The organism is Xanthomonas sp. NCPPB 3582, from assembly GCF_041475735.2.
Taxonomy (GTDB): Bacteria; Pseudomonadota; Gammaproteobacteria; order Xanthomonadales; family Xanthomonadaceae; genus Xanthomonas; species Xanthomonas codiaei.
This window is the reverse complement of the sequence record NZ_CM192968.1, coordinates 2,467,639-2,490,153: the sequence shown is the minus strand read 5'-3', so window position 1 is coordinate 2,490,153 and position 22,515 is coordinate 2,467,639. Positions and strand designations below refer to the sequence as shown.

The window sequence follows — 22,515 nt, the reverse complement described above, 5'->3', positions numbered from 1 at the left end:
CGCAGCGCCCGCGTCAACGCCCCAGGCGGTCCAGCGCTTCGGCCAGCTCCGGCGCCAGCGGCGCGTTGAGCACGTAAGGAGTCTTGCCGGCGTCGAGTGCGAACTCCAGCGATGCGGCATGGAGGAACAGCCGCTTCAGGCCTAGCTGGTCGCGCAGGCGCTTGTTGACCTCGGCCTCGCCGTATTTGTCGTCACCGGCCACCGGGTGGCCCAGATGCTGGGCATGCACGCGGATCTGGTGGGTGCGTCCGGTCTCGATGCGGACCTCGCAATACGAATGCCCGCCGCGCCGCTCCAGCAACTTGAAGTGGCTCAGCGAGGGCTTGCCGATCGCATTGACCTGCACGTGCCGCTCGCCGCCCTGGCGCAGGCCGATATGCAGGGGCGCATCGACCGTCATCACCCCATCGGGCATGCGCCCGACCAGCAGGGTCAGGTAGCGCTTGGTGATGCCGCGGCCTTCGACGCGGTCGTCCTCGCGCATCAGTGCCTGCAATTCGGTCAGCGCCGAGCGTTTCTTGGCCACGATCAACAGGCCGGAGGTATCGCGGTCGAGCCGGTGCACCAGCTCCAGGCTCTGGTTCGGGCGGAGCGCGCGCAGGGTTTCGATCGCCCCGAAGCTGATCCCGCTGCCGCCATGGCTGGCCACGCCCGAAGGCTTGTTCAGCGCCAGCAGGCGCGCGTCCTCGAACACGATCGCCGCTTCCAGCCGGGCCAGGAACGCCGCCGGTGGCGCAGTCTTGTCGCCTTCCTCGGTCGCGCGCACCGGCGGGATACGCACTTCTTCGCCACCCTCCAGCTTGCGTTCGGCCTTGGCGCGCCCGCCATTCACGCGCACCTGGCCGCTGCGCACCAGCTTGTAGATCAGGCTGCGCGGCGCCCCCTTGAGCTGGCCGAGCAGGAAATTGTCCAGCCGCTGCCCGGCACGGTCTTCCGGGACTTTGAGAATGCGCACGCCCACACGGTCGGCAGGCGGCTTGGGGGGCTGGGGGTCGGTCATCCGGCTGTTTATTCTGTTACACTCGGCAAGCGAGATAAGGGTTTGATTTCGTTGGAAGTTGATTGGCCAGAAGCCTGACTTCCGATGATTCCGGCACAGTGCGCGACCACCGCCCCCGGGGCGGCCATGTTAGCGGCTCACCGGCCTGCCCGGCCATCGCCAGCGGTCTTGACCGTTGCGTTGAACATGTCCCGTGCGCGGCCCCGGTATCGTCCGGACGCAGCGCCGGCCCTGAAACACCTAAAAAACTGAAGAGAAGCGCTCCCGCGGCCTGCCGTGGTGTTGCAGCGCTGGAAACCCTAGCCAGGCCTGTCCGCGCGTTGCGCGAAAGGCCGGCGACCTGTTCCAGAGGCGAAACGTCACGGCGTTCCGCGCGGTAGAGCGCGCGAGGAACGCAACAATGAAGCGAATGCTGATCAACGCAACGCAGGCCGAAGAGCTGCGCGTGGCGATTGTGGACGGCCAGACCCTGTACGACATCGACATCGAACAGCCGTCCAAGGAACAAAAGAAGTCCAACATCTACAAGGGCCGTATCACCCGGCTCGAGCCCTCTCTCGAAGCGGCGTTCGTGGACTATGGCGCCGAGCGCCATGGCTTCCTGCCGCTGAAGGAAATCTCCCGCGACTATTTCCAGGCCGGCGTCGACCATAACAAGTCGACCATTCGCGAGTTGCTGCGCGAGGGCCAGGAAATCGTGGTGCAGGTCGACAAGGAAGAGCGCGGCAACAAGGGCGCCGCCCTGACCACGTTCATCTCGCTGGCCGGCCGCTACATGGTGCTGATGCCCAATTCGCCCAGCGCCGGTGGCGTCTCGCGCCGGATCGAAGGCGAAGACCGCGCCGCGCTGAAGGAAGCGCTGGACAAGCTCGATATCCCCGACGACATGGGCGTGATCATCCGCACCGCCGGTGTCGGCCGTGATGCCGAAGAACTGCAGTGGGACCTGGATTACCTGCTGCAGACCTGGAAGGCGATCGCCGAGGCAGCGCTGAGCAAGCCGGCGGCGTTCCTGATCTACCAGGAATCGCGCCTGATCATTCGCGCCCTGCGCGACTACCTGCGTGCCGACGTCGGCGAGATCCTGGTCGATACGCCGGAGCTGTTTGCCGACGCCCAAGAGTTCATGAAGCAGGTGATGCCGCAGAGCCTGCGCAAGCTCAAGCACTACACCGACGACATCCCGCTGTTCAACCGCTTCCAGATCGAGTCGCAGATCGAGGGCGCCTACGAGCGCAACGTGCGCCTGCCCTCGGGCGGCTCGATCGTGGTCGACCAGACCGAAGCGCTCACGGCGGTCGACGTGAACTCCTCGCGCGCCACCAAGGGCAGCGACATCGAGGAAACCGCGTTCCAGACCAATCTGGAAGCGGCCGAGGAAGTTGCCCGCCAGCTGCGCCTGCGCGACCTCGGCGGCCTGGTGGTGATCGACTTCATCGACATGGCCTCGTCCAAGCACCAGCGCGAAGTCGAGAACAGGCTGCAGAACGCGCTCAAGTACGACCGTGCGCGCGTGCAGCTGGGCCGCATCTCGCGCTTCGGCCTGATGGAAATGAGCCGCCAGCGCCTGCGGCCGAGCCTGGGCGAATCCAGCCAGATCGTCTGCCCGCGCTGCGACGGCCATGGCCGCATGCGCAGCGTCGAGTCGCTGTCGCTGTCGATCATCCGCGTGGCCGAAGAGCACGCGATGAAGGAGAACACCGGGCAGGTGCTGGTCCAGGCCCCGGTGGAAATCGCCAACTACCTGCTCAACGAAAAGCGCAGCGCGCTGCGTGAGATCGAGCAGCGCCACGAGTCGCCGATCATCATCGTCGCCGACGAGCAGCTGCATACCCCGCACTACGAAGTCACGCGCCTGCGCGAGAACGAGTTGGGCGAAGATAGCAGCAAGCCGAGCTATCAGCGCGGCACCCCGCGCAAGTTGCCGGTGCATGCGCTGACCAAGGCGCAGTTGAACATCCCGGCCGCCCCGGCGGTGACCTCGATCAAGCCGAGCCAGCCGGCGCCGTTGCGCGAAGAGGCCCCTGCCCCGGTCGCGCCCGTCGCTGCGCCGGCACCGGTGGTGACCGTGCCGATTCCGACGCCGGTCACCGGCGTGGTCGGTTGGCTCAAGCGCATCTTCGGTGGTGTCGAGCCGGTCGCTCCTGCGCCCGAGGCGACTCCGCGCCCGCGCCAGAACGATGCCGGTCGCACGAATCGCAACGAGCGCGGTGAGCGTGGCGGTCAGCGCCGCGACGGACGCGATGCCCGTAGCGGCGGCCAGAACCGCGGCAATGGCGGTAATGGCAATGGCAACGGCGCCACTAAGGAGCGTCGCGACGAGCGCCGCCAGCCGGCCAGCGGCCAGGGCGCGCAGAACGGCGCCCTGGCACAGCAGCAGGTGCAGGTGCCCAAGCCCCCGCGCAACGAGGCGCAGGCTCCGAAGCAGCAGCAACCGCAGCAGCCCCAGCAGCAGAAGCCCAAGCAGCAGAACCAGTCCCCGCGCCCGCCGCGTGCGCCTGCCCAACAGGATGGCGCGCCGTCCGAGCGTCAACCGCGTCAGCCGCGCCAGGATGAGACTGCGGTGGCAGCGCAGGCCGCCACCGCGACTGCCGCAACGGCAACGACGTCGAGCGTGGTATCGGCCATCGCCGAAGCAGCTGCCCCGGTCAACACGCACACCAACGCCAACGAGGCGACCCCGGCGCATCCGGTGGAGGTCGTGGTGAGTGAGTCCACTGCCGACCGCGGTACCGACGCCACTGCAACTGCGCCGACCCAGGATGCTTCAGGCGACGATGCGGCCAACGGCGAAGGCGGAAGCCGCCGTCGTCGCGGCCGTCGTGGCGGCCGTCGCCGTCGTCGTGGTGCCGGTGCCAACGGCGAGGGCGGCAGCAGCGTCGATGGCCTGGAAACCGACGATCTGGACGGCGATGCGGACAACGATCTCGACGGCGAGAGCGATGGCGACGATGCCGGTTCCCAGGCCCAGGCCTCCGCTGCGCCGCGCGCCGGCCAGCCGGAGTTCGACTTCGACGACGATGCACCAGCACCGGCTGCGCGGGCGAAGTCCGAACCTGCAACGCAGGCAGCAGCCAGGCCGCGTCCGGTTCCCAAGGAGCGTGCAGAGCCGCAAGGCAGCAGCGATACGGCCTCGACCACCGCGCCGGTTTCCAGCGCGGTGCCGTCCCCGCAGCCCTCGGCAGCGGCACCGGTGGCTGCAGCTGATACTGCGCGCGAGCGTCCCGTGGCGCCGGCTGTTGCCACTGATGCACCTGCCAAGCCCGTCCCGGCTGCGACGCCGTCGACGGCGGCTGATGCAGACGCCGCTGCAACGCAGTCGGCAGAGCGGCGCCCAGCACCGGTCGCTTCGCAGGTCTCCACTGCCCCGGCACCGGCCGCCACTCCGGCACCTGCAGCTGCGACCGGCACTCCGGCATCCACCGCAGTACCAGCGGTGACCGGCGCTACGGCCCCCGCACCGGTACCGGCCACTGCGCCCACGGCACCGGAACCGGCTGCTGTGACGCCGGTGGCAGCAGAGGTCGAGGCTGGCTCTCAACGCCGGCCCTCCGCACCGGCCGATGCCGCCGCGCCCGTGGCCGACAAGGCCGCTGCACCGCAAACCGACAAGCAGGAGCACGCTGCTTCGGCAGGCGCTGCCACGCCTGCGGTGCAGTCGGCGCCGGCGCAAGCCACCACCGCGAAGCCTGCTGCCGATCTGCCTGCGGCAGCGACGCCAGCGGCGCAGGCGGCAGTGGTCACGGTCCAGGCGCCGCACGCCGCGCCGCCTGCCCCGCAGGCACCGCCGGCCGAGGTAGCTGTCACCTCCACCGCGGCGGTCGTACCGACCAGTTCCACGGCAGACGCCGCACCGGTGCGCAAGCCATATGCTCCGGTGCAGACCACACTGCTCGATGCGCTTAGCCCCAGCGATGCTGCAGCACCCGCATCGTCGGTCAGCCAAGCGTCGGCAGCTCCTGCCGCAACGCAGGAGACCTTGGCAGACAAGCCGAAGCCGACGGTGATCGTTTCCGAGGCAGCAAAGCCGGTTGCCCAGTCGCCCGACGCCGACACGGCGCAGGACGACAGCAACAAGCCGCGTGGCGATCACTGATCCTCACCTGAGCGATCGAGCTGGCCTGAGCCAAGGGGCCATGTCGGCATCAAAAACAGCGGCCTTCGGGCCGCTGTTTTTCTATGTCCGCCTTGCAGGCGGTGCACTGCGCATCCAACGGCGGACACCCCGCCACGGGTTTCAGTCACTGCGTTTGCGCGCAGTGCGCCGACAGCACGTTCGCGCGGGATGATGAGAGAGCCCTTCGTGCGTTGCGCCGCGACAACGGCTGGAGCTTGCTGGTGCGTTGGCTCGCTGTCGCAGCAAGGCGCTTTGCAGGTCGCGTGCGTGATCACGCGCAGGCCAGGGCTGCACATCCGCATCTGACGCGCACCGTTATCATCCTGCCCAGCAGGCGCCTCGCCCTCCAGACGCGGGGCAGCCCAAACGGAGAACAGCGATGATGCAACGTCTCGAGACAGCGGAATTTTCCATCGAAGCCAATCCGATCTTCGACAGCACACGCGTGTCCGGCGGCTCGATCAGTCTCAGGCACGCGCAGCAGACCGCGTTCTCGCCGCAGATCAGCGTGTGGACGGCTGCCGCCGAGCGCAAGCTGTCGCCACAGCGCTGGCTGACCAAACTGACGCGCGACGACGACCCGGTGATCGAGCGCAAGGCGGTGACATTTTCCGGAATGCACGGCGAGATGGTCACCCTCAAGGGGCGCCTCGAAGATTGGGACACCAAGCAAGTAAGGGATTGGTATCGATTGCGCGTGGTGCTGGTCGCGCCCGATGGCCGCACCTGGTATCACGCCACCGCGATGACGAGCGAGGTCGATCGGGCGGCAGTCGAGGCGGACTTCCTGCGTCTGCTCGGCTCCATCCAGGTGAAGCTGGAGGGCATTGCGGCCGGCAAGGAACAACTCGCGAGCGATGCCGAACAGGCGGCGGCGCTGTCACAGATCAAGCACGCAATGGACACCGCCGCGCAAGCGCAACAGGCGCGCGAAAAGGCGGTGGCACGTGCTGCGGATGCCACGCGCCTGCACGCACCGGTCGCCGATATCCAGGCGCGCTTCGACGCTGTCGTTACCATGCTTGGCCTGGATGACAAGCGCGAGCTCCTGCGCCAGATCGTACTGCCCGCCGTTAGCCTCACCGAGCTCGGCGTTGCCGATGCGAACAGCATCGGCATCAGCCGTGTCGGCGGCGGCCCGGACCTTGCCGCAGGTCAAGACTGGCCACGCGATGCCAGCGGTTTCTACCTGAACTTTCTGGCGCAGATCCAGCTGTCCGAACTGCCGGAGCGTGCGGAAGTCCTGCCCGAAGCGGGGCTGCTGGGGTTTTTCACCGGATCGGACTATTCCGATTGGCGGGTCGTGTTCACGCCACCCGACGCCACGCTGGTGGCCCATGCCCTCCCCGACGATGCGATCGACACCACCGAAGCGGCGACGCGCATGGTCGTCTGGGACGGCGAGCGGCAGCGCTTCGTTGCCAACGGCGCCAGCGTGGGCGGGTTGTCTGTCGACACCGACGCCCACGGACGCCTGCAATTCCGGCGTGACGGTCAGGCGGTGATGGCATTCGCCTCCGAATATGAGATCAGCCGATCGGCACAGGCATTGCGATTGGAGCGATCGCTCAGCGCGCCCCTGCATCCTGCCGTCAGCGGCAATCCGGACATCGATGCAGCCGCAGCGATAGACGATCTAGCCGGGTTTGCGCTGGCGCTGGCGGAACAGCTCAAGGTCGGCGACGGTCCACAGCACCAGATGTTCGGGGTGTGCGGCATCGACGAATGGCAGAGCATTCAGGCGCTGGCGGCGGCCCATGCGGCCAGACAGGGCTGGACCGACATCGCCGCCCCCGATGGTTGGTTCGTCCTGCTCAAGCTGGCCTCGGGAGGCGGCGCGGACTTCAGCTTTTCCGACCATGGCGACTACCTCTTCCTGGCCCATCGCCAGGACGCCGCAAAGGGCGAGTTTTCGCGGATCTATGCGCTGGTGGAATCCAGCTGACGCCGCGGGCGGGACGGCGAGCGCACCGCGGCGGCAGGCGGCGGCAGACCCGGCACCACGGTTCGACCGAGCTGGCGGCGCGCTGCGAGCAGCACGCTGCATGCAGGGGATCGGCTTATAGAATCCTCGAAGGATCGGTCAGGCCGTACTGATTGGCCAGCCGCGCCAGCGCGATGTTGTCCTGGATGCCGACCTTCTCGAACAGGCGCGCCTTGTGGGTATTGATGGTCTTGGCGCTCAGATTCAGGCGCTTGGCGATGTCTTCCTGGCGCAGCCCCTGGGTCAGCAGCAAGGCAACCTCCAGCTCGCGTGGCGACAACGCGTCGAATGGCGAGCCGCCGCCTTCCAGGTTGGACAGCGCCAGATTCTGCGCGATGGTATTGCCCAGATAACGCCGCCCCAACGCGACCTCGCGCACCGCGCGCAACAGCTCGTGCGCATCGCCGCCCTTGCCCACATAGCCGGACGCGCCGGCTTCGAGCAGCCGCTTGGGCAGCGGGCCGTCTTCCAGCACCGACACGATGATGACGCGCGTGCCGTAGTCGCCCTTGACGATGCGCTCGGTGATTTCCAGCCCGCTCACGCCGGGCAGATGCAGGTCGCACAACACGATATCGGGCTTGAGCTGGCGGATCTGCGGCAGCGCCGCTTCGCCGCTTTCTGCCTCGCCTACCACATCGACGTCCACTTCCTTGGACAGGATCATCTTCATGCCGGTACGCACGAGTGCATGATCGTCGATCAGAAAAACTCTGATGGTCATCCTTGTTGTCCTCGCTGTGCGGCTGGCTGATGCAGCCTAGCTCCGTGAATAATTCAGGGCAAGCTCGATGCGACGTATTACGCAAGAGTTAGAGCGATGGACGCTCGTTCTGCGGGCAGCGACACGAGTTTGCTTGTGTCGCGCGGTGTGTTCGCATGATGCAAGCGCCTGCAATGCAGGCCATATCGGGCAACGCAGTCGCGCCCGGTCAGATTTTCACTGGCTCGGTGGTCCGCGCATTGTCCACCAAGGGGCGTAACTCGGGATCGAGCGCGACACGCTCATCGAACACGAAGCAGCGGCCGTCATAGCCCTCGCCGCCGACGTCTTCGAAATAGCCCAGGATCCCGCCCTCCAACTGAAGCACGTTGTCCATGCCATCGGCCTGCATCCAGACGGCGGCCTTCTCGCAGCGGATGCCACCCGTGCAGAAACTCACCACCGTGGCGTCGGCCAATGCTGCGCGGTGCGGCTCCAGTGCGGCCGGCAGGTCGGTGAACTTGTCGATCGGCAAGGTGAGCGCGCCGCGGAACGTGCCGTAGGCCACTTCCTGCGCATTGCGCGTGTCCAGCAGCACCAGCGGGCGTCCCTGGTCGTCCTGCCCGTTGCGCAGCCACTGCCGCAGCACCGCAGGCGTGACCGCAGGCGCTCGCCCCTGCAGCGGCGAGGCGTCGTTGCGGCGGAAGCTGATGATCTCCTGCTTGACCTTGACCTTGAGCCGTGCGAACGGCTGCTGCGCGCTCTGGCTGTACTTGATGCGCATCTGCGCAAAGCGCGGGTCGGCCTGCAGCCATTGATAGAATGCCTGGATCTGGTCCGCTTCTCCGGCCAGAAACAGGTTGATGCCCTCCTCCGCCACCAGCACCGAACCCTTCAGTTCCTGCTGCTGCGCCTGCGCCAGCACGCTGTCGGCCAGGTGCTGCGGGCCGTGGATGGGAACGAATTGATAGGCCGCGGTATTGGTGATCATCCGGTCATTTTAAGACGCCTGCCGCCGGGTAGCGAGCGCTCGCCGGATCTGGTGCGCCGAGCAGACCTGGATGCGCCTGCCGCTTCACGCCATTGCGCGCTCGGATGCGATACGCCCCTGCACCGATGGCGCCCGGCGGCGGTCAGCCGCGCAGCAACAGGAACGGCAGCAACACCAGGGATGCGACGATCAGCATGCCCAGCAACGTGGCGATCACGAACAGCGGGCGCTTGCGCAGCAACGCACCGAAGGTTTCCGCAGTACCTGCAGCGATGGCCTCCTGGCGCTGTGCGCGTGCGATCGCGCCGCGCTGGGCCTGGTAGGCATCCAGCACCGCCTTGGCCCGCGGATAGTCGGCGTCGTCGCTGAGCCAGATGCCGCCTGCGGAAATGCCCCAGTTGCTGGGACGGGTTTCGTAGACCTGCACGAGATGCTCACGCAGCAGCGCCCGCACTTCCTCGGCTTCGTCATCGGGAACATTGCGCAGGTTGAGCAGCAGCTTGGCCATGGGGCGATGATAACGGGAGCCAGGTGCGATAATGACCGTCTTCCTTCATGGACATGCCCATGCGCCTTGTGCTCACGCTCTGTGCCGCCCTGCTGCTTGCCAGCTGTGCGCCCGCCTTGCCGCCCTCCGGTGGCACCATCGCCAGCTTCGAGCGGATCGAGCGCACGATGGGCACCGGCGCGCAGGCCACGCCCGGTTCGCTGGTGACGGTGCATTACACCGGCTGGCTGTACGACGAAAAAGCCGCCGACAAGCACGGCAAGAAGTTCGACAGCTCGCTGGATCGCGCCGAGCCGTTCCAGTTCGTGCTGGGCGGCCGCCAGGTGATCCGCGGCTGGGACGATGGCGTGGCCGGTATGCGCGTGGGCGGCAAGCGCACCTTGATGATCCCGCCGGACTACGGCTACGGCGACAACGGCGCGGGCGGCGTCATACCGCCGGGCGCTTCGCTGGTGTTCGATGTGGAACTGCTCGGCGTGCAGCCGCGCTGAGCCCGAAGCTGATGATGGATGCGATCAGGCCGCGGCTGGCGGTCATTGGCGGCGGGCCGGCAGGGCTGATGGCCGCGGAAGTGGCCTGCGCTGCCGGCATGGCCGTGGACCTGTACGAGGCGAAAGGGTCGGTGGGACGTAAATTCCTGATCGCCGGCAAGGGTGGCCTCAATCTCACCCATTCCGATCCGATGCCGCTATTCGCCCAGCGCTACCGCGAGCGTGCGCCAGCGGTGGCCGCATGGCTGCAGGAGTTCGATGCCGACGCATTGCGCGCCTGGGCGCGCGGGCTGGGCGTGGAGACCTATGTCGGTAGCTCCGGGCGGGTGTTTCCGATCGATCGCAAGGCCGCGCCCCTGCTGCGCGGTTGGGTGCGCAGGCTCAAGGAGCAGGGCGTCGCCTTCCACGTGCAGCATCGCTGGCTGGGATGGAGCGATGACGGTGCGCTGCGATTCTCCACGCCCGCCGGCACTATCCACGGCCAGGCGGATGCAACGGTGCTGGCGCTGGGTGGCGGCAGTTGGCCGCAGCTCGGTTCCGATGGCGCCTGGCAGGCGCCGCTGCAGCAGCACGGTATCGCCGTGCGCCCATTGGTGCCGGCCAATTGCGGCTTCGATCTCGACTGGAGTGCGCATTTCGCGCAACGGCATGCGGGCGCTCCGCTCAAACCGGTGGTTGCGCATTGGCGCGACAGCGCCGGCGTGCAGCACACGCTGCAAGGCGAATGCGTGATCACGGAAACCGGGATCGAGGGCAGCCTGATCTATGCCATCGCGGCGGAGCTGCGTACTCAGATCGATGCGCATGGCGTGGCGGAACTGGCGCTGGATCTGCTACCCGACCGTTCGCTGGAGCGCGTCGGCACCGAGCTGGCCAGGCCACGCAAGGGGCGCAGTTTCAGCGAGCATCTGCGTCGTCAGGTGGGTATCGAAGGCGTCAAGGCCGCGCTGGTCTACGAACTGCTGGGCAAGCAGGCCGGCGACGATTCGGCGTTGGTGGCACGCACGCTCAAACAATTGCCGCTGCGCCTGTTGCGGCCGCGCCCGCTCGCAGAGGCGATCAGCTCGGCCGGGGGCGTGCAACTGGAAGCGCTGGACACGCAGTTGATGGCGCTGGCGCGCCCCGGCGTGTTCTGCGCCGGCGAAATGCTGGACTGGGAAGCACCGACCGGCGGCTATCTGCTGACTGCCTGCTTCGCCAGCGGGCGTCGCGCGGCGTTCGGGGCGATCGACTGGCTGAAGCGGAAACGCGGTCGCGCTACAGCCGATCGCTGACGGCCGCCCGCGGCCATACCGATTTGACGTCGTAGACCACCGCACCCGGCTTGCCCAGTGCAGCAATGCGCTGGGCGTCGTAGTCGCGATACTGCGCATGCGCCACCGCCAGCACGACGGCGTCGTAGGCGCCCTCCTCCGGGCCTTCGCACAACTGCACGCCGGCATGCTGCAGCGCTTCTGCGGGGTCGGCCCAGGGATCGCAGGTGTCGACCCGCACGCCGGCCGCCTGCAGCAATTGCACCAGCTCCAGCGCACGGCTGTTGCGCAGATCCGGGCAGTTTTCCTTGAAGGTGGCCCCCAATACCAGCACCCTCGCCTGTGCGAGCGCTACGCCGCGCATCGCCAGCATGCCGCAGACCCGCTCGGCCACGTGGCGGCCCACACGGTTGTTGACCTGGCGCGCGGTGTGGATCAGCTCGGGGTGATAGCCCACGCTTTCCGACTTGTGCATCAGGTAGTACGGGTCCACCCCGATGCAATGCCCGCCGACCAGCCCCGGGCGGAATGGCAGGAAATTCCACTTGGTGCCTGCCGCTTCCAGCACATCGAGCGTGTCGATGCCGAGCTTGTCGAAGATCAACGCCAGCTCGTTGACCAGCGCGATATTGACGTCGCGCTGGATGTTTTCCACCACCTTGGCCGCCTCTGCCACGCGCATCGATGGAGCGCGCCAGGTGCCGGCGGCAATGATGCTGGTGTACAGCGCATCGACCGCATCGGCGGCCTGCGGCGTCGAGCCGGAGGTGATCTTGCGGATATCGCGTAGCCGGCGTTGCCGGTCGCCCGGATTGACCCGTTCCGGACTGTAGCCACAGAAAAAATCGGTGTTGAACCGCAGGCCGGATGCCGCTTCCAGCAGCGGTACGCAGACCTCTTCGGTGGTGCCCGGATAGACGGTCGATTCGTAGATCACCAGATCGCCGGGCTTGAGCGCGGCGGCGATCAGGGTGGTGGCGCTGCGCAGCGGTTCCAGGTCCGGTTGCTCGAAGCTGTCGATCGGCGTGGGCACCGTCACGATGAACACGCTGCAGCTCGCCAGGTCCGCGGCGGTGGCGGTGTAGCGCAACTGCGTTGCCGCAGCCAGCTCTGCATCGTCCAGTTCCAGGGTGGCGTCGTAACCATCGCGCAATTGCCCGACGCGCTGCGCGTCGATATCGAACCCCAACGTGTCGCGTTGCTCGCCGAATGCAACGGCCAGCGGCAGGCCAACGTAGCCGAGCCCGATGACGGCGATACGCGCCTGCAGTGGATGGGAAAGCGTCTGGCCGGACATGCAGCTCCTTGGGATCGTGCGCGTTCGGATATCGCGCGCCTGTGCGGCGGCAGCATAGCGCACGCCGTACCAAGACCGGAGATGCGCCCGCTCTCGTCCAGAGATTCACAATCGCCGCGCAATCAGGCACGCTATCGCCATGCCCGGGTGGCGAAATTGGTAGACGCAAGGGACTTAAAATCCCTCAGCTGTGAGGCTATGCGGGTTCGACCCCCGCCCCGGGCACGTTTTTGGATCGGCCGCCAACCGGCGCGGCTCGCATCCCGCCTGGTGGACCGTGCAGTGCCCGATCAGACAAACCGCCGGAGGACTGCGATGTCGATGGTGTGCGGGAGGCAACCCGACGGAAGCGCCCTGCCGGTCTTTGCCACGCTCTTGCCTCGGACCCCGGCACCCGTCGACCCGTTGATCGACGGAATACCCGCCATCGGTGGACGCTGGCAGTACTCCCTGCCCTGCCCGGGTGCCGGCCCATTGATCGCACAACTGGTCGCCTTCGAGCTTGAGCAGTTTTCGCCCGATGCGTTTGCGATCTGCGACATCGCCTGTCCCGACCACATTGCCCGCAGCGTTCGCAAACGACAGGCGGAGTACGTGTTCGGCCGGCTGGCTGCGCGGCTGGCCCTGCGTCAGCAATCGCTGATCCCTGTCGACAGCTCGCTTCAGATTGCCAGCGGACACTCACGCGAGCCTGTGTGGCCGGCGACGGCGGTCGGCAGCATTTCGCACACCGCCCACCTTGCGGCGGCGGCGGTGGCGGCGCGGGGACGGTGGCGCGGAGTCGGCATCGACCTTGAGCACGTGATCGACGCAGGCGCGCACGAGGCTTTGTTGACTACCGTGGTCAACCGCGCGGAACTGTCGCTTCTTCAATCGATCTGCGCATCGACCGGCGACCCGCTGGATGTTCTGCTGACGATCGCCTTCTCCGCCAAGGAAGCCTTCTTCAAGGCCAGTTTTGCCGCAGTCGGACGCTATTTCGACTTTTCGAGTGCCCAGGTGGTCGCAGTGAACCTGGGTGATGGATGGGTTCGCTTATGCGTTCACGAGCACCTCTGTGCTGAGCTGCCATCGGGAAAGCTGTGCGATGTCGGGGTGGGCCTGGTGGATGGGCAGACGGTCATGACCTATCGGCTCTGGTGAGCGACGCGCCCGCGAGACGCCAGCTGCGGTTTCGCAGCTGGCGAAGGGCTTGATCATGGCAGTGTCAGCGCGTTGTTTGCCCCTTCCCGCGACTCGGTCTCGTTGGTGTGCAGCCACCACTTCGCAAGCGGCTGCACATGCGGGGGACGCAGTGTGGTGAAGTGATCGCCGGGGCCATCCCAGATGCGCAGCTGCGGGGCAAGCGCGCTCCAGCCGGCGATCTTTGCCTGATGTTCAAGGCGGTTGTGCTCGGCATCCAGCGTCGGATCGCCTGCCAGGACCAACCGCAACGGTCCGTCGAAGCGCGCGGTCGGCACATAGGCGGTGCGCAACGCCGTACCGAACACCTGCACCATGCCACGTATCGCATCGGGCACCGACCGCTTCGGCAACATACCGGCGCGAACCATTCCCGCATGCACCTCCTGCAGTTGCGCCGACTGGTCCAAATACCGAAATCTTTCCAGCGCAATACCGAAGTTGACGCCGCTTGCCGATTGCAACGACATGATCAGGCGTTCGAGCACCGCGCTGGCCGTATAGCCTCTCGCCGCAGCGCCAGGGTGGCCAGGCACCTCACAATCGATCAATGTCACGGAGGCGACGACGAAGCCCTGCGCAGTGAGGAGGCACGCCATTTCGTAGGCGATCCAGCCGCCGAAAGAATGCCCGATCAGGTGCACGCGTCGATCCGGCAGGGCCTCCACCATGGCACGCACAAACGCCTGTGCCGCGACCTCGACGCTGCCATAGGGAAGCTGCCCCCCCTCCAAGCCGCGCGGCTGCAGCCCATAGATCGGCCACGACTGGCCGAGCGCAGACGATAGACCGACGAACCCGGCGACATTGTCGCCAGCACCCGGCACGCAGACGATCGGAACCTGCCTGGCCAGCCCTTTCTGGATGCAACTCAACGGATGATGGACGTCGCGTCGCTGTCTCGATGGCGTGCGTGCCTTGCCAACCGCGTCATTGAGAGCAGCCCCGAGCACTACGACATGGGGGTGTTCGAGCATCGTGTGGTGATCGCCCGGCACCATCACCTGCTTCAACATCGGCGCCGGCAGCAGGCCTTTCCAGCCAAGTGCAGCGTCACTGGAGCCTCGCGCTGGCAAAGCCTGCATCGCTGTGAACAAATGCACCGGCATCGTGATCGGCATCGGCGCATAGTGGCGTTGCGCATGGCCATGCCCGGCCTCACGCGCCAGATAATTCAGCAGCGCGCTGTCGCCATGGCCTGCCCAATGCCTGGGCAGCCAACCACGCACACGGCAAATCGCAAGCAGCGCCTTCGGCTCCCAGTGCTGCACCTGTTCGATCAGCGCAGTAAGGCAACGCCTTGAGGATTGAGGATCGTCGTGCTCGGACACTGCATCAAGACAATGTTGCAACAACAGATAACGCTGAGTGAGTTCCGGCACATGGAAGGCAGGGCCTAGATCGATTCGTGCTGGGTGATAGGTATCGATCAGACCGACAAAATCCACCTGCTCGTTGCACGCCAGGAGTTGGCAAGCCATCTCATACGCAAGCAACCCACCGAAGGACCAACCGGCAATGCGGTATGGCCCTTGCGGCTGCATTGCACGCAGGCTTGCAAGCAAACGCGTTGCCAGCTCCTCCATGCTGGCTGGCTGTGGTTCGCCCAGTGGAATCGCAGAGAGTCCGTAGATCGGCACATCGGCTGAGATATGTTGACCCAGCGCCGAGAAGTAGAGATCCATCCCGGTGAAATCGTGCACCAGAAACAGCGGACGCTGCGAACCGGTGGTCCGTACACTGACTACCGCAGATCTCGACGGATCGTGCAGCTCGGGCCGATCACGCTGGTGGCGTTGGATGGCGAGCGCCATGGCCGCTAGCGTCGAATGCTGCACCAGTTCGCCGAGCGGGATCGTCAACTGCGCCTGCTCCAGCAAGCCGTTGAGGCGGACGATCAATAACGAATGCCCGCCAAGCTCGAAGAAGTCGTCGTATCGCCCAACCCGCTCTACTTGCAGCAACTGGGTCCATAGTGCTGCCAGGCGCTGCTCGATCGCGCCTTGCGGTTGCTCTTGGCCATGACTGACGAATGCTTCGGACGGTGGTATCGGCAGCGCCTTGTGATCGAGCTTTCCATTGGGCGTGAGCGGCAGCTGGTCCAGGTGGACATACGCCGCAGGCAGCATGTAGTCCGGCAGTCCGGCCTGCAGATGGCTTCGCAAGACCTCTGCGCCCGGCACCAATGATCCTGGGGGGGTGCTGTAATACGCCACCAGCCTGCTGGACCCATCGTCTTCCTTCCTCTGCACCACCGTCGCCGCAGCGATGGACGGGTGCGTGCGCAGTGCCGCTTCGATCTCGCCGAGTTCGACCCGCAGTCCGCGGATCTTGACCTGCCCATCGTTGCGCCCCAGGTAGTTGAGGGTGCCGTCCATACTCCAACTGACCAGATCGCCGGTGCGATACATCCGCGCAGTGGCATCGGCACTGAAAGGGTCGGGCACGAAGCGCTCGGCGGTCAGCTCAGGCTGATTCAGATAGCCCAGCGCCACGCCATCCCCGCCGATGTAAAGCTCGCCCACCACGCCGAGCGGCACCAGCCTGCGCTGGGCATCGAGCACATAGACTCGCGTGTTGCCGATCGGGCGCCCGATCGGAATGGCGGACGCAGAGCGCTCGGTGATCCGGTGCGTCGTGGCGAAGGTGGTCGTTTCGGTCGGACCATAGCCGTTGAGCAAGGCCTGCGGCGCGCCCTCGTCCAGGACACGGGACACGACCGCTGGATCGAGGACATCGCCACCGACGATCAGGTAGCGCAGCTGGGCGAATGCCGGCATCAAGGTTGGCGCGTACTGATGGAACAACCCTGCCGTCAGCCAGAGCACCGTAGCTCTTTGTGCCTGCAACACCTGCGCGAACCGTTGCGGTGAGAGCAGCACGTCCTGGTCGATCACCAGCACGCATGCGCCGTTGAGCAGGGGCGCCCACACCTCCAGGGTGCTGGCGTCGAATGCGGGATTGGCGGCGAACGCCACACGGTCGGAGGCGAGAAATTCCGCATAGCCGTTGTTGCAGACCAGGCGGCTGATGGCCCGATGTGGTACCAGCACCCCTTTGGGTTGCCCGGTGGAGCCGGAGGTGTACATCAGGTAGGCGACGTCGGTGCTGGATTGCGCAAGCTGCGGATCGTGCTCTGCTACCCCGCTGAGGTCGAGCGCATCCAGGTCCAGTCGGCCGACCCCGTCTGGTAGCGTCTGCGTACTGCAGCTGATCACCCATCGTGCGCCGCTATCCTGGAGCATCTGCTGCAGACGCTGCTGCGGCGCCTGCCTATCCAGCGGCAGATAGGCAGCGGCGCACTTATTGATCGCCAACTGCGCCATGACAAGATCGAAGGAGCGGTTCAGGCAGATCGCCACATGGTCGCCCGGCCCAACGCCGTGATCCATCAAATGATGCGCAAGCCGGTTCGCGCACCGGTTGAGCGTTGCGTAGCTGTATTCCCGCGTCCCGTCGATGACGGCGAGTGCATCGGGACACTGCGCGGCCTGCTGCTCGAACAGCGCGTGGATGGTCTGCGCTCTTGGATAGTCCCGCGCAGTGGCATTGAAGGTCTGCAGGATGCACGCGCGCTCGGCGTCTGGAAGCACGCAGAGTTCATGCAGCGCAAGGTCCGGGGCGTGGTCCAGGGCGTCGACCAGGTGTGACAGCGCGTTCTGCATGTAAGTGCACAGCCGCTGTGCATCAAAGGCCTCAGCAGCCAGCAGGGTCAACTGCGACCCATCGCCCATGTCGTCCACCGACAGGCTCAAGGGATACGTACTCCGCTCCTGCCCGCCCAGGATGTCGATCCCCGGCCAGGCATTGCGTACCGTGCCATCAAGCTGCTCCCTACGCGTCCTGCGGTAGTTCAACAACGCATTGAACAAGGGGCGCGGCGCCGCAACGCCGCTGCAACGTTGGGCCACTGCCAGCGATGCATGCTCATGCGACAGCAGGCCTGTCAGCCATGTATTGGTTTGCTTGACAGCCGCATGTACGCTCGCACTCCCCACATCGACCCGTATCGGCAGCGTGTTGATGAACATGCCAAGCGCCCGCTCCATATCGCGGCCCCGGGTTCTGCCGAGCAGCACTGTGCCAAAAACCACCTGCTGCTGTGCGGACATCGCTGCAAGCACCTGCGCCCAGGCAACGTGATAAAGGCTGGCGGCGCTTACGCCTAGTTGCCTTGCCTGCATGCGCAGTCGTCGATCCAGCTCCGCACTCAATGACTGGACTACCATACGCGTGGTGGAGTGACCGGGCTCGAGCTGCTCGATCCCCAGCAGCAACGTCGGTTCGCTGATGTCGCCCAACATCTCGGTGAAAAAGCTGCTGTGCTCCTGAGACTGCTGACTCGAGCGCGCCTGCATCGTGTATTCACGATATGGAAAAAGAGGCGGCAATCCAAGATCGTCTCCCTGCATCCGGCAGCCCAGTTCCTGCAGCAAGCCTCCCAGCGACGCGGCATCACCAATCAGATGGTGGAACACCAGCACGCCAACCCAGCACCCACCGACACCGTCATAGGCGTACCCGATACGCAAGAGCGGCGCCTTACCCAAATCGAGAGGGTATTTATCCGGACTCATCCGCTCCTTCAGCTGTTGCAATACATCGCCGTGCGTTGCATCCAGTTCCATTTCCAACAACGGAACCGTTGCGTTTCGCCAGACCACCTGCACTGGCGCATCGAGACATTCCCAGACGATAGCGGTGCGCAAGATATCGTGCCGTGCCACCACCTGCTGCAAGGCATCTGCAAATGCTTCAAGACGCGCCCGATCGGCAAACGTGAAACTGGCATATTGCAGATACGGATCGCCCTGGCTTGCGGACAGATGGTGATAGACGATGCCCTCCTGCAATGGCGCCAACGGATAGATGTCCTGCACATTGCGCGCACCGCCTGGCACTGTTCGGACGATACGATCGATAGACTCCTGGCTTAGCTCAAGCAACGACAACAGTTCGGGCACGATGCGATCGCACTCTGCCGGGATCCGGTTTTCCGGCACGGCGATGTCGTTGTTGACGCCAATCGCTGCTGCCATCGCCATCAGGGTCGGTTGGCTCAGCAGCGCTTTGACCTCGGCACTCAGTCCGCGCCGACGCATCCGCTCCAGCAATGCGACAACCAGTAACGAATGACCGCCCAGCTCAAAGAAGTGATCGTGGCGTCCCACTCGATCGACCTTGAGGACCTCCCTCCACGCCTCGGCCAATACCTCCTCCATCTGCCCCTCGGGTGCCGCGTACCGGTCTTGTACCTGGGACGGTGCCTGCGGTTCAGGCAAGGCTTTTTGATCCAGCTTTCCGTTGGGAGTGAGCGGCAACGCATCCATCTGAACATACAACGCTGGCACCATGTAGCCTGGCAGCTGCAGCTGCAGGTAAGACCGTAGTTGTTCCGACCCAACCTCGCACCCTTCGACCGGTACGTAATACGCCACCAACGCGTTCTGCCGGTTTGCGTCGGCACGGGCGACCACGGCCGTCTCATGGATATGCGGATGCTCCAGCAATCTGGAGGCAATCTCGGCGGGCTCGATGCGGACGCCGCGAATCTTGATCTGGTCGTCGTTGCGACCCAGGTAGTCCAGCCGGCCGTCCGGCAACCACCGGGCAAGGTCTCCGGTGCGGTACATCCGTGAGCCAGGACTGCCGTCGAAAGGATCGACGACAAAGCGTTGCTCGGTCAGTGCAGCACGATCGAGATAACCGCGTGTGACCTGGGCACCGGCGATGTAAAGCTCGCCTGCCACGCCGATCGGCACCCGCCGTCCATGCATATCCAGAACATAGGCATGCATGTTTGCGATCGGCCGCCCGATCGGCACGCTGGATAGGGTCGTGTTCTCCCATCCAATGGGAACCTTATAGACGATACACCCCACCACCGTCTCGGTGGGGCCGTACTCATTGACCAGCCGGACGTCAGGCGCAAGCGCGCGCAGATGCCTGACGGTCGCGGTCGACAGCGCTTCGCCACCGACGACGAATAGTGCTGCTGCAGGCCTTGCGCCGCTTGCGGCGAGCTGTTGCGTCAGTACGTCCAGATGAGACGGCGTGATCTTGACAAGGCCCAGCGGTGTGTCCGAGCTCAGACGTTGCAGCAAGCCATCGATCTCGTCGTATTCCGGCAGCAGTTCGGTGGTGCCACCACACAGGAGCGGCAGATACAGGCTGGTCACCGTGGCGTCGAAGGATAACGAAGACGACACCAATGCACCTTGGTGCGGCTTGTAGTATTCCAGGGCCCAGTGCAGGTAGCTCACCAGCGCTGCGTGCGGCACCATCACACCCTTGGATCGACCGCTCGAACCGGACGTATAAATCACATAGGCCAGATGCGATGTATTCAGGCCGTCAACCGCCGGGTCAAGGGATGATGCCGATCGCCAGATAGGAACATCCAGATCGACCCGCGGGAGATCGGCATCGGCAAAGAGTGCGGACGTTGCGCCGTGCAGCAACACCGCACGAGGCGAGCTATCGAGCAGCATGTACGCCAGGCGCTCTGCTGGGTATCGCGGATCGAGTGGCACGTACGCGCCTCCGGCTTTCAATATCGCAAGCAGGGCCACGACAAGGTCCACACTGCGCTCCATGCAGATTGCCACCCGCTCGTCGGGCTGGAGCCCCATCTCGATCAAATAGCGCGCGAGCTGATTGGCCTGCGCGTTGAGTTGGGCGTAGGTCAGCTGCCGGTTTGCGCAGATCACCGCAACTGCGTCCGGAGTGCGAGCGGCCTGTGCCTGGAACAACGCCTGTAGCGTGCTATCGGGCACGGCGGTCTGCTCACCGTGGCTCCATCGCTCTATCGTTGCCAGCTCATCCGGGAGCGGCACTTCGAAGTCCTGCAGACGCCGCTCCGGATGGGCGACTGCCTGCTCCATCAACTGGATCAAGCGCTCGGTCAGCAGCGTGATCTCGTCCGACTCGAAATATGCCTTGTTGTAAATTGCGTGGAGCCAGGCGACCTCATCGTTCGCGTTGCTTCTCACGTACATCAACAGCGGGTTGTATTCCTGATTGTTGGAGCATTTGATCAAGCTCGAATGCGCGTTGCCGAAGCGGTACTCATGCTCGGCTTGTTCGAAAGAGAACACCACATCGAACAGGCGGGTGGCGCCACTCTTCAACATTCCACACGCACGTCCAATCTCGCTGACCGGAAAGCTCTGGTGACGATAGTCCGTGCGTAGCTCCTTGGCCAGGGCGGACACTATTTCGAGAAACGTCGATTCCGGGCTGTAGCGCATCCGCACTGGCGTGACCTGCGCAAACATGCCGATACACCCCTTGAACTGGTGGCCGGATCGATTGAGGATCGGCACCCCTACCGCGACATCGTCGCGCTGCACTGTCCGCGAAAAATAGATGTACAACGCAGCCAGACTGACTTGAAAGGCAGAGACGCCGTATGTCTCGGCAAAGGCCGTCATCCGATTCAGAAGCCCGGCCGGGAACTCACGCATGAAATTGACGCTGCGATCAGCGTCGACTGCATTGGCCAGCTGAGGCCGGGGCGAGAACATCGGCTCCGGAAGCGTGGCGTACTTTTCCAGCCAGTACTCACGATCCTTTTCGTAGCGCACCGACTGCTGATAGCTCAAATCCTGATCGATGAAATCCAGATACGACCTGACCTCGACCCGCGAGATGCGGCCAGCCCGTAGATCGTTGTAGACCCGGCTCAAGGTCTGGATCGTCAGGTACATTGACCAACCATCCAGAAGGATGTGGTGAGCTGTTACGACAAGCCGCCATCGTCCGGTCGCGACGCGACATAGCGCGAGCCGCCACAGCGGAGTTCCATCGAACTCAAACGGCGTCTCCATCTGCTCCTGAACCCATGCGTCTCGCCAGTGCTCAGGGTTTGGCCAAAGCGAGGCATCCGCGACCGAAACAGGCATTTCCATCTGACTGGAGAACGTCTGTAGAGGAATCCCATCGCTATCCACGTCCGACAAAATGCAAGTGCGCAACACTTCGCATTGATCGACCGTCGATTGCGCGGCCCGGCGAAAAAGACCGATGTCGATATCGTGATCGATATCAAGATAGCCACCGATGATCGAAGAAATTGAATGGCCGAGCATCACCTGCTCCAGCCAAATCTCTCGCTGCGGACTGCTGAGCGGGAACCCGGATTGCTCATTCGTTTGCATAAAATTTTCCTGTCTCAAGGCATGGTCGCAGAGCAGCCCGTGCGCGATAAACCCTTGCACGGTCGCCGGTTCAATCAGTGATATGGAGCAGAAGCAGGTTGCAGCCGAACTAACGCTACCGATCTGGCTGCGTGGTAAAAGCGTGCACAGCGACAGGACCTTGCAGCGCAGCCGAACGGGCAAGGATCCTGCTTTGGATTTTTTACTTATTTGTTAGCTGGCTGGATCACAACGACTTTCGAGTGATTATGTTTGCGTTGTGCCCGGCTGACTGCTTAGAACATTGCTGGTCAAGCCCAAAGCGCATACAGCGCTGGCTATTTTCGACTTCTTGGTTCAGGCCCTCCCAGGCTCGCTCCATAACGTCATTCATAGCATTGTTATGGCCACATCTACGGTGCGATCACCACCATCGCCCAAGTTATTTCTTATTGAGTCATCGTGGGTAGCCACGACCTTCAATCGATGGGCGAAGATTATCTTCCTCTTTGATGAATCTGCGCGACGAAACACAAATACAAGGTGATAATCATCACAATGAATTTTCACAATAAAAATGAAATAGATAGATTCAAACAAGAAATAAATCTAATCGTATAAACATAACAGGCGATACCTGCTGAGCATCCTTGAAATTCCGGAAAATCGGCCGACGAGAGCAAAGCTGGGATATCAGCCCTCTCTCGACTGGCTAGCCTTGGACAGCGCACAGCATCTGGATCGTGGCGGCCTTGCACGGAGCAAGCGCATGCAGCACGGCGTCTTGACGACCTGCCAGGCCGGCACCGGCGACGCCGTAAACACCACCGTCTCTCACGCCGTCGGCGAAC

General features: G+C 64.4%; 11 protein-coding genes and 1 tRNA gene. 6 read left to right on the top strand and 6 right to left on the bottom strand.

Going from position 1 to position 22,515, the window contains the following annotated elements:
* Positions 1–13: 13 nt before the first annotated feature.
* The gene (locus tag ACCQ05_RS10585) at positions 14–1,000 is read right to left on the bottom strand and encodes an RluA family pseudouridine synthase (protein ID WP_228964371.1); all 987 of its coding nucleotides are present in this window, start codon (positions 998–1,000) and stop codon (positions 14–16) included.
* Positions 1,001–1,409: 409 nt separating this feature from the next.
* Between ACCQ05_RS10585 and ACCQ05_RS10580 the strand changes: the two genes are divergently transcribed.
* Positions 1,410–5,096, top strand: coding sequence for an Rne/Rng family ribonuclease (locus ACCQ05_RS10580; RefSeq protein ID WP_372394036.1), 3,687 nt, complete (start codon positions 1,410–1,412; stop codon positions 5,094–5,096).
* Between the two features lie 604 nt (positions 5,097–5,700).
* A complete protein-coding gene (locus ACCQ05_RS10575) occupies positions 5,701–7,062 on the top strand; it encodes a DUF1963 domain-containing protein (RefSeq protein ID WP_372393742.1) in 1,362 nt (453 codons plus the stop codon).
* 115 nt (positions 7,063–7,177) lie between these two features.
* On the opposite strand, the gene ACCQ05_RS10570 is transcribed toward ACCQ05_RS10575, so the two are convergent.
* The 3 genes from ACCQ05_RS10570 to ACCQ05_RS10560 all read right to left on the bottom strand — a co-directional run bounded on the left by ACCQ05_RS10570 (position 7,178) and on the right by ACCQ05_RS10560 (position 9,303).
* On the bottom strand, positions 7,178–7,825 hold the full coding sequence (locus ACCQ05_RS10570; RefSeq protein ID WP_064509526.1) for a response regulator: 648 nt from the start codon (positions 7,823–7,825) through the stop codon (positions 7,178–7,180).
* Positions 7,826–8,033: 208 nt separating this feature from the next.
* Entirely contained in the window at positions 8,034–8,795 is a 762-nt protein-coding gene (locus ACCQ05_RS10565) for a sulfurtransferase (protein ID WP_228964369.1), read from the bottom strand.
* Positions 8,796–8,937: 142 nt separating this feature from the next.
* Entirely contained in the window at positions 8,938–9,303 is a 366-nt protein-coding gene (locus tag ACCQ05_RS10560; protein WP_372393740.1) for a DUF6164 family protein, read from the bottom strand.
* A 59-nt stretch (positions 9,304–9,362) separates the two neighbouring features.
* Between ACCQ05_RS10560 and ACCQ05_RS10555 the strand changes: the two genes are divergently transcribed.
* Both ACCQ05_RS10555 and ACCQ05_RS10550 read left to right on the top strand, forming a co-directional pair.
* Positions 9,363–9,794, top strand: coding sequence for an FKBP-type peptidyl-prolyl cis-trans isomerase (locus ACCQ05_RS10555; protein ID WP_372393738.1), 432 nt, complete (start codon positions 9,363–9,365; stop codon positions 9,792–9,794).
* A gap of 11 nt (positions 9,795–9,805) precedes the next feature.
* Entirely contained in the window at positions 9,806–11,068 is a 1,263-nt protein-coding gene (locus tag ACCQ05_RS10550) for a TIGR03862 family flavoprotein (protein ID WP_372393736.1), read from the top strand.
* Here the strand turns inward: ACCQ05_RS10550 and ACCQ05_RS10545 are convergent.
* On the bottom strand, positions 11,052–12,344 hold the full coding sequence (locus ACCQ05_RS10545; RefSeq protein ID WP_372393734.1) for a nucleotide sugar dehydrogenase: 1,293 nt from the start codon (positions 12,342–12,344) through the stop codon (positions 11,052–11,054). The two genes, ACCQ05_RS10550 and ACCQ05_RS10545, sit on opposite strands and share 17 nt — an antisense overlap.
* Before the next feature lie 141 nt (positions 12,345–12,485).
* Here ACCQ05_RS10545 and ACCQ05_RS10540 point away from each other — a divergent pair.
* Both ACCQ05_RS10540 and ACCQ05_RS10535 read left to right on the top strand, forming a co-directional pair.
* Positions 12,486–12,569 (top strand) — tRNA-Leu (locus ACCQ05_RS10540).
* 90 nt (positions 12,570–12,659) lie between these two features.
* Positions 12,660–13,487, top strand: a complete 828-nt coding sequence (locus tag ACCQ05_RS10535) for a 4'-phosphopantetheinyl transferase family protein (protein ID WP_372393732.1) — start codon at positions 12,660–12,662, stop codon at positions 13,485–13,487.
* A 53-nt stretch (positions 13,488–13,540) separates the two neighbouring features.
* Here ACCQ05_RS10535 and ACCQ05_RS10530 read toward each other — a convergent pair whose 3' ends face one another.
* On the bottom strand, positions 13,541–21,685 hold the full coding sequence (locus ACCQ05_RS10530) for a non-ribosomal peptide synthetase (RefSeq protein WP_372394034.1): 8,145 nt from the start codon (positions 21,683–21,685) through the stop codon (positions 13,541–13,543).
* Positions 21,686–22,515 lie beyond the last annotated feature (830 nt).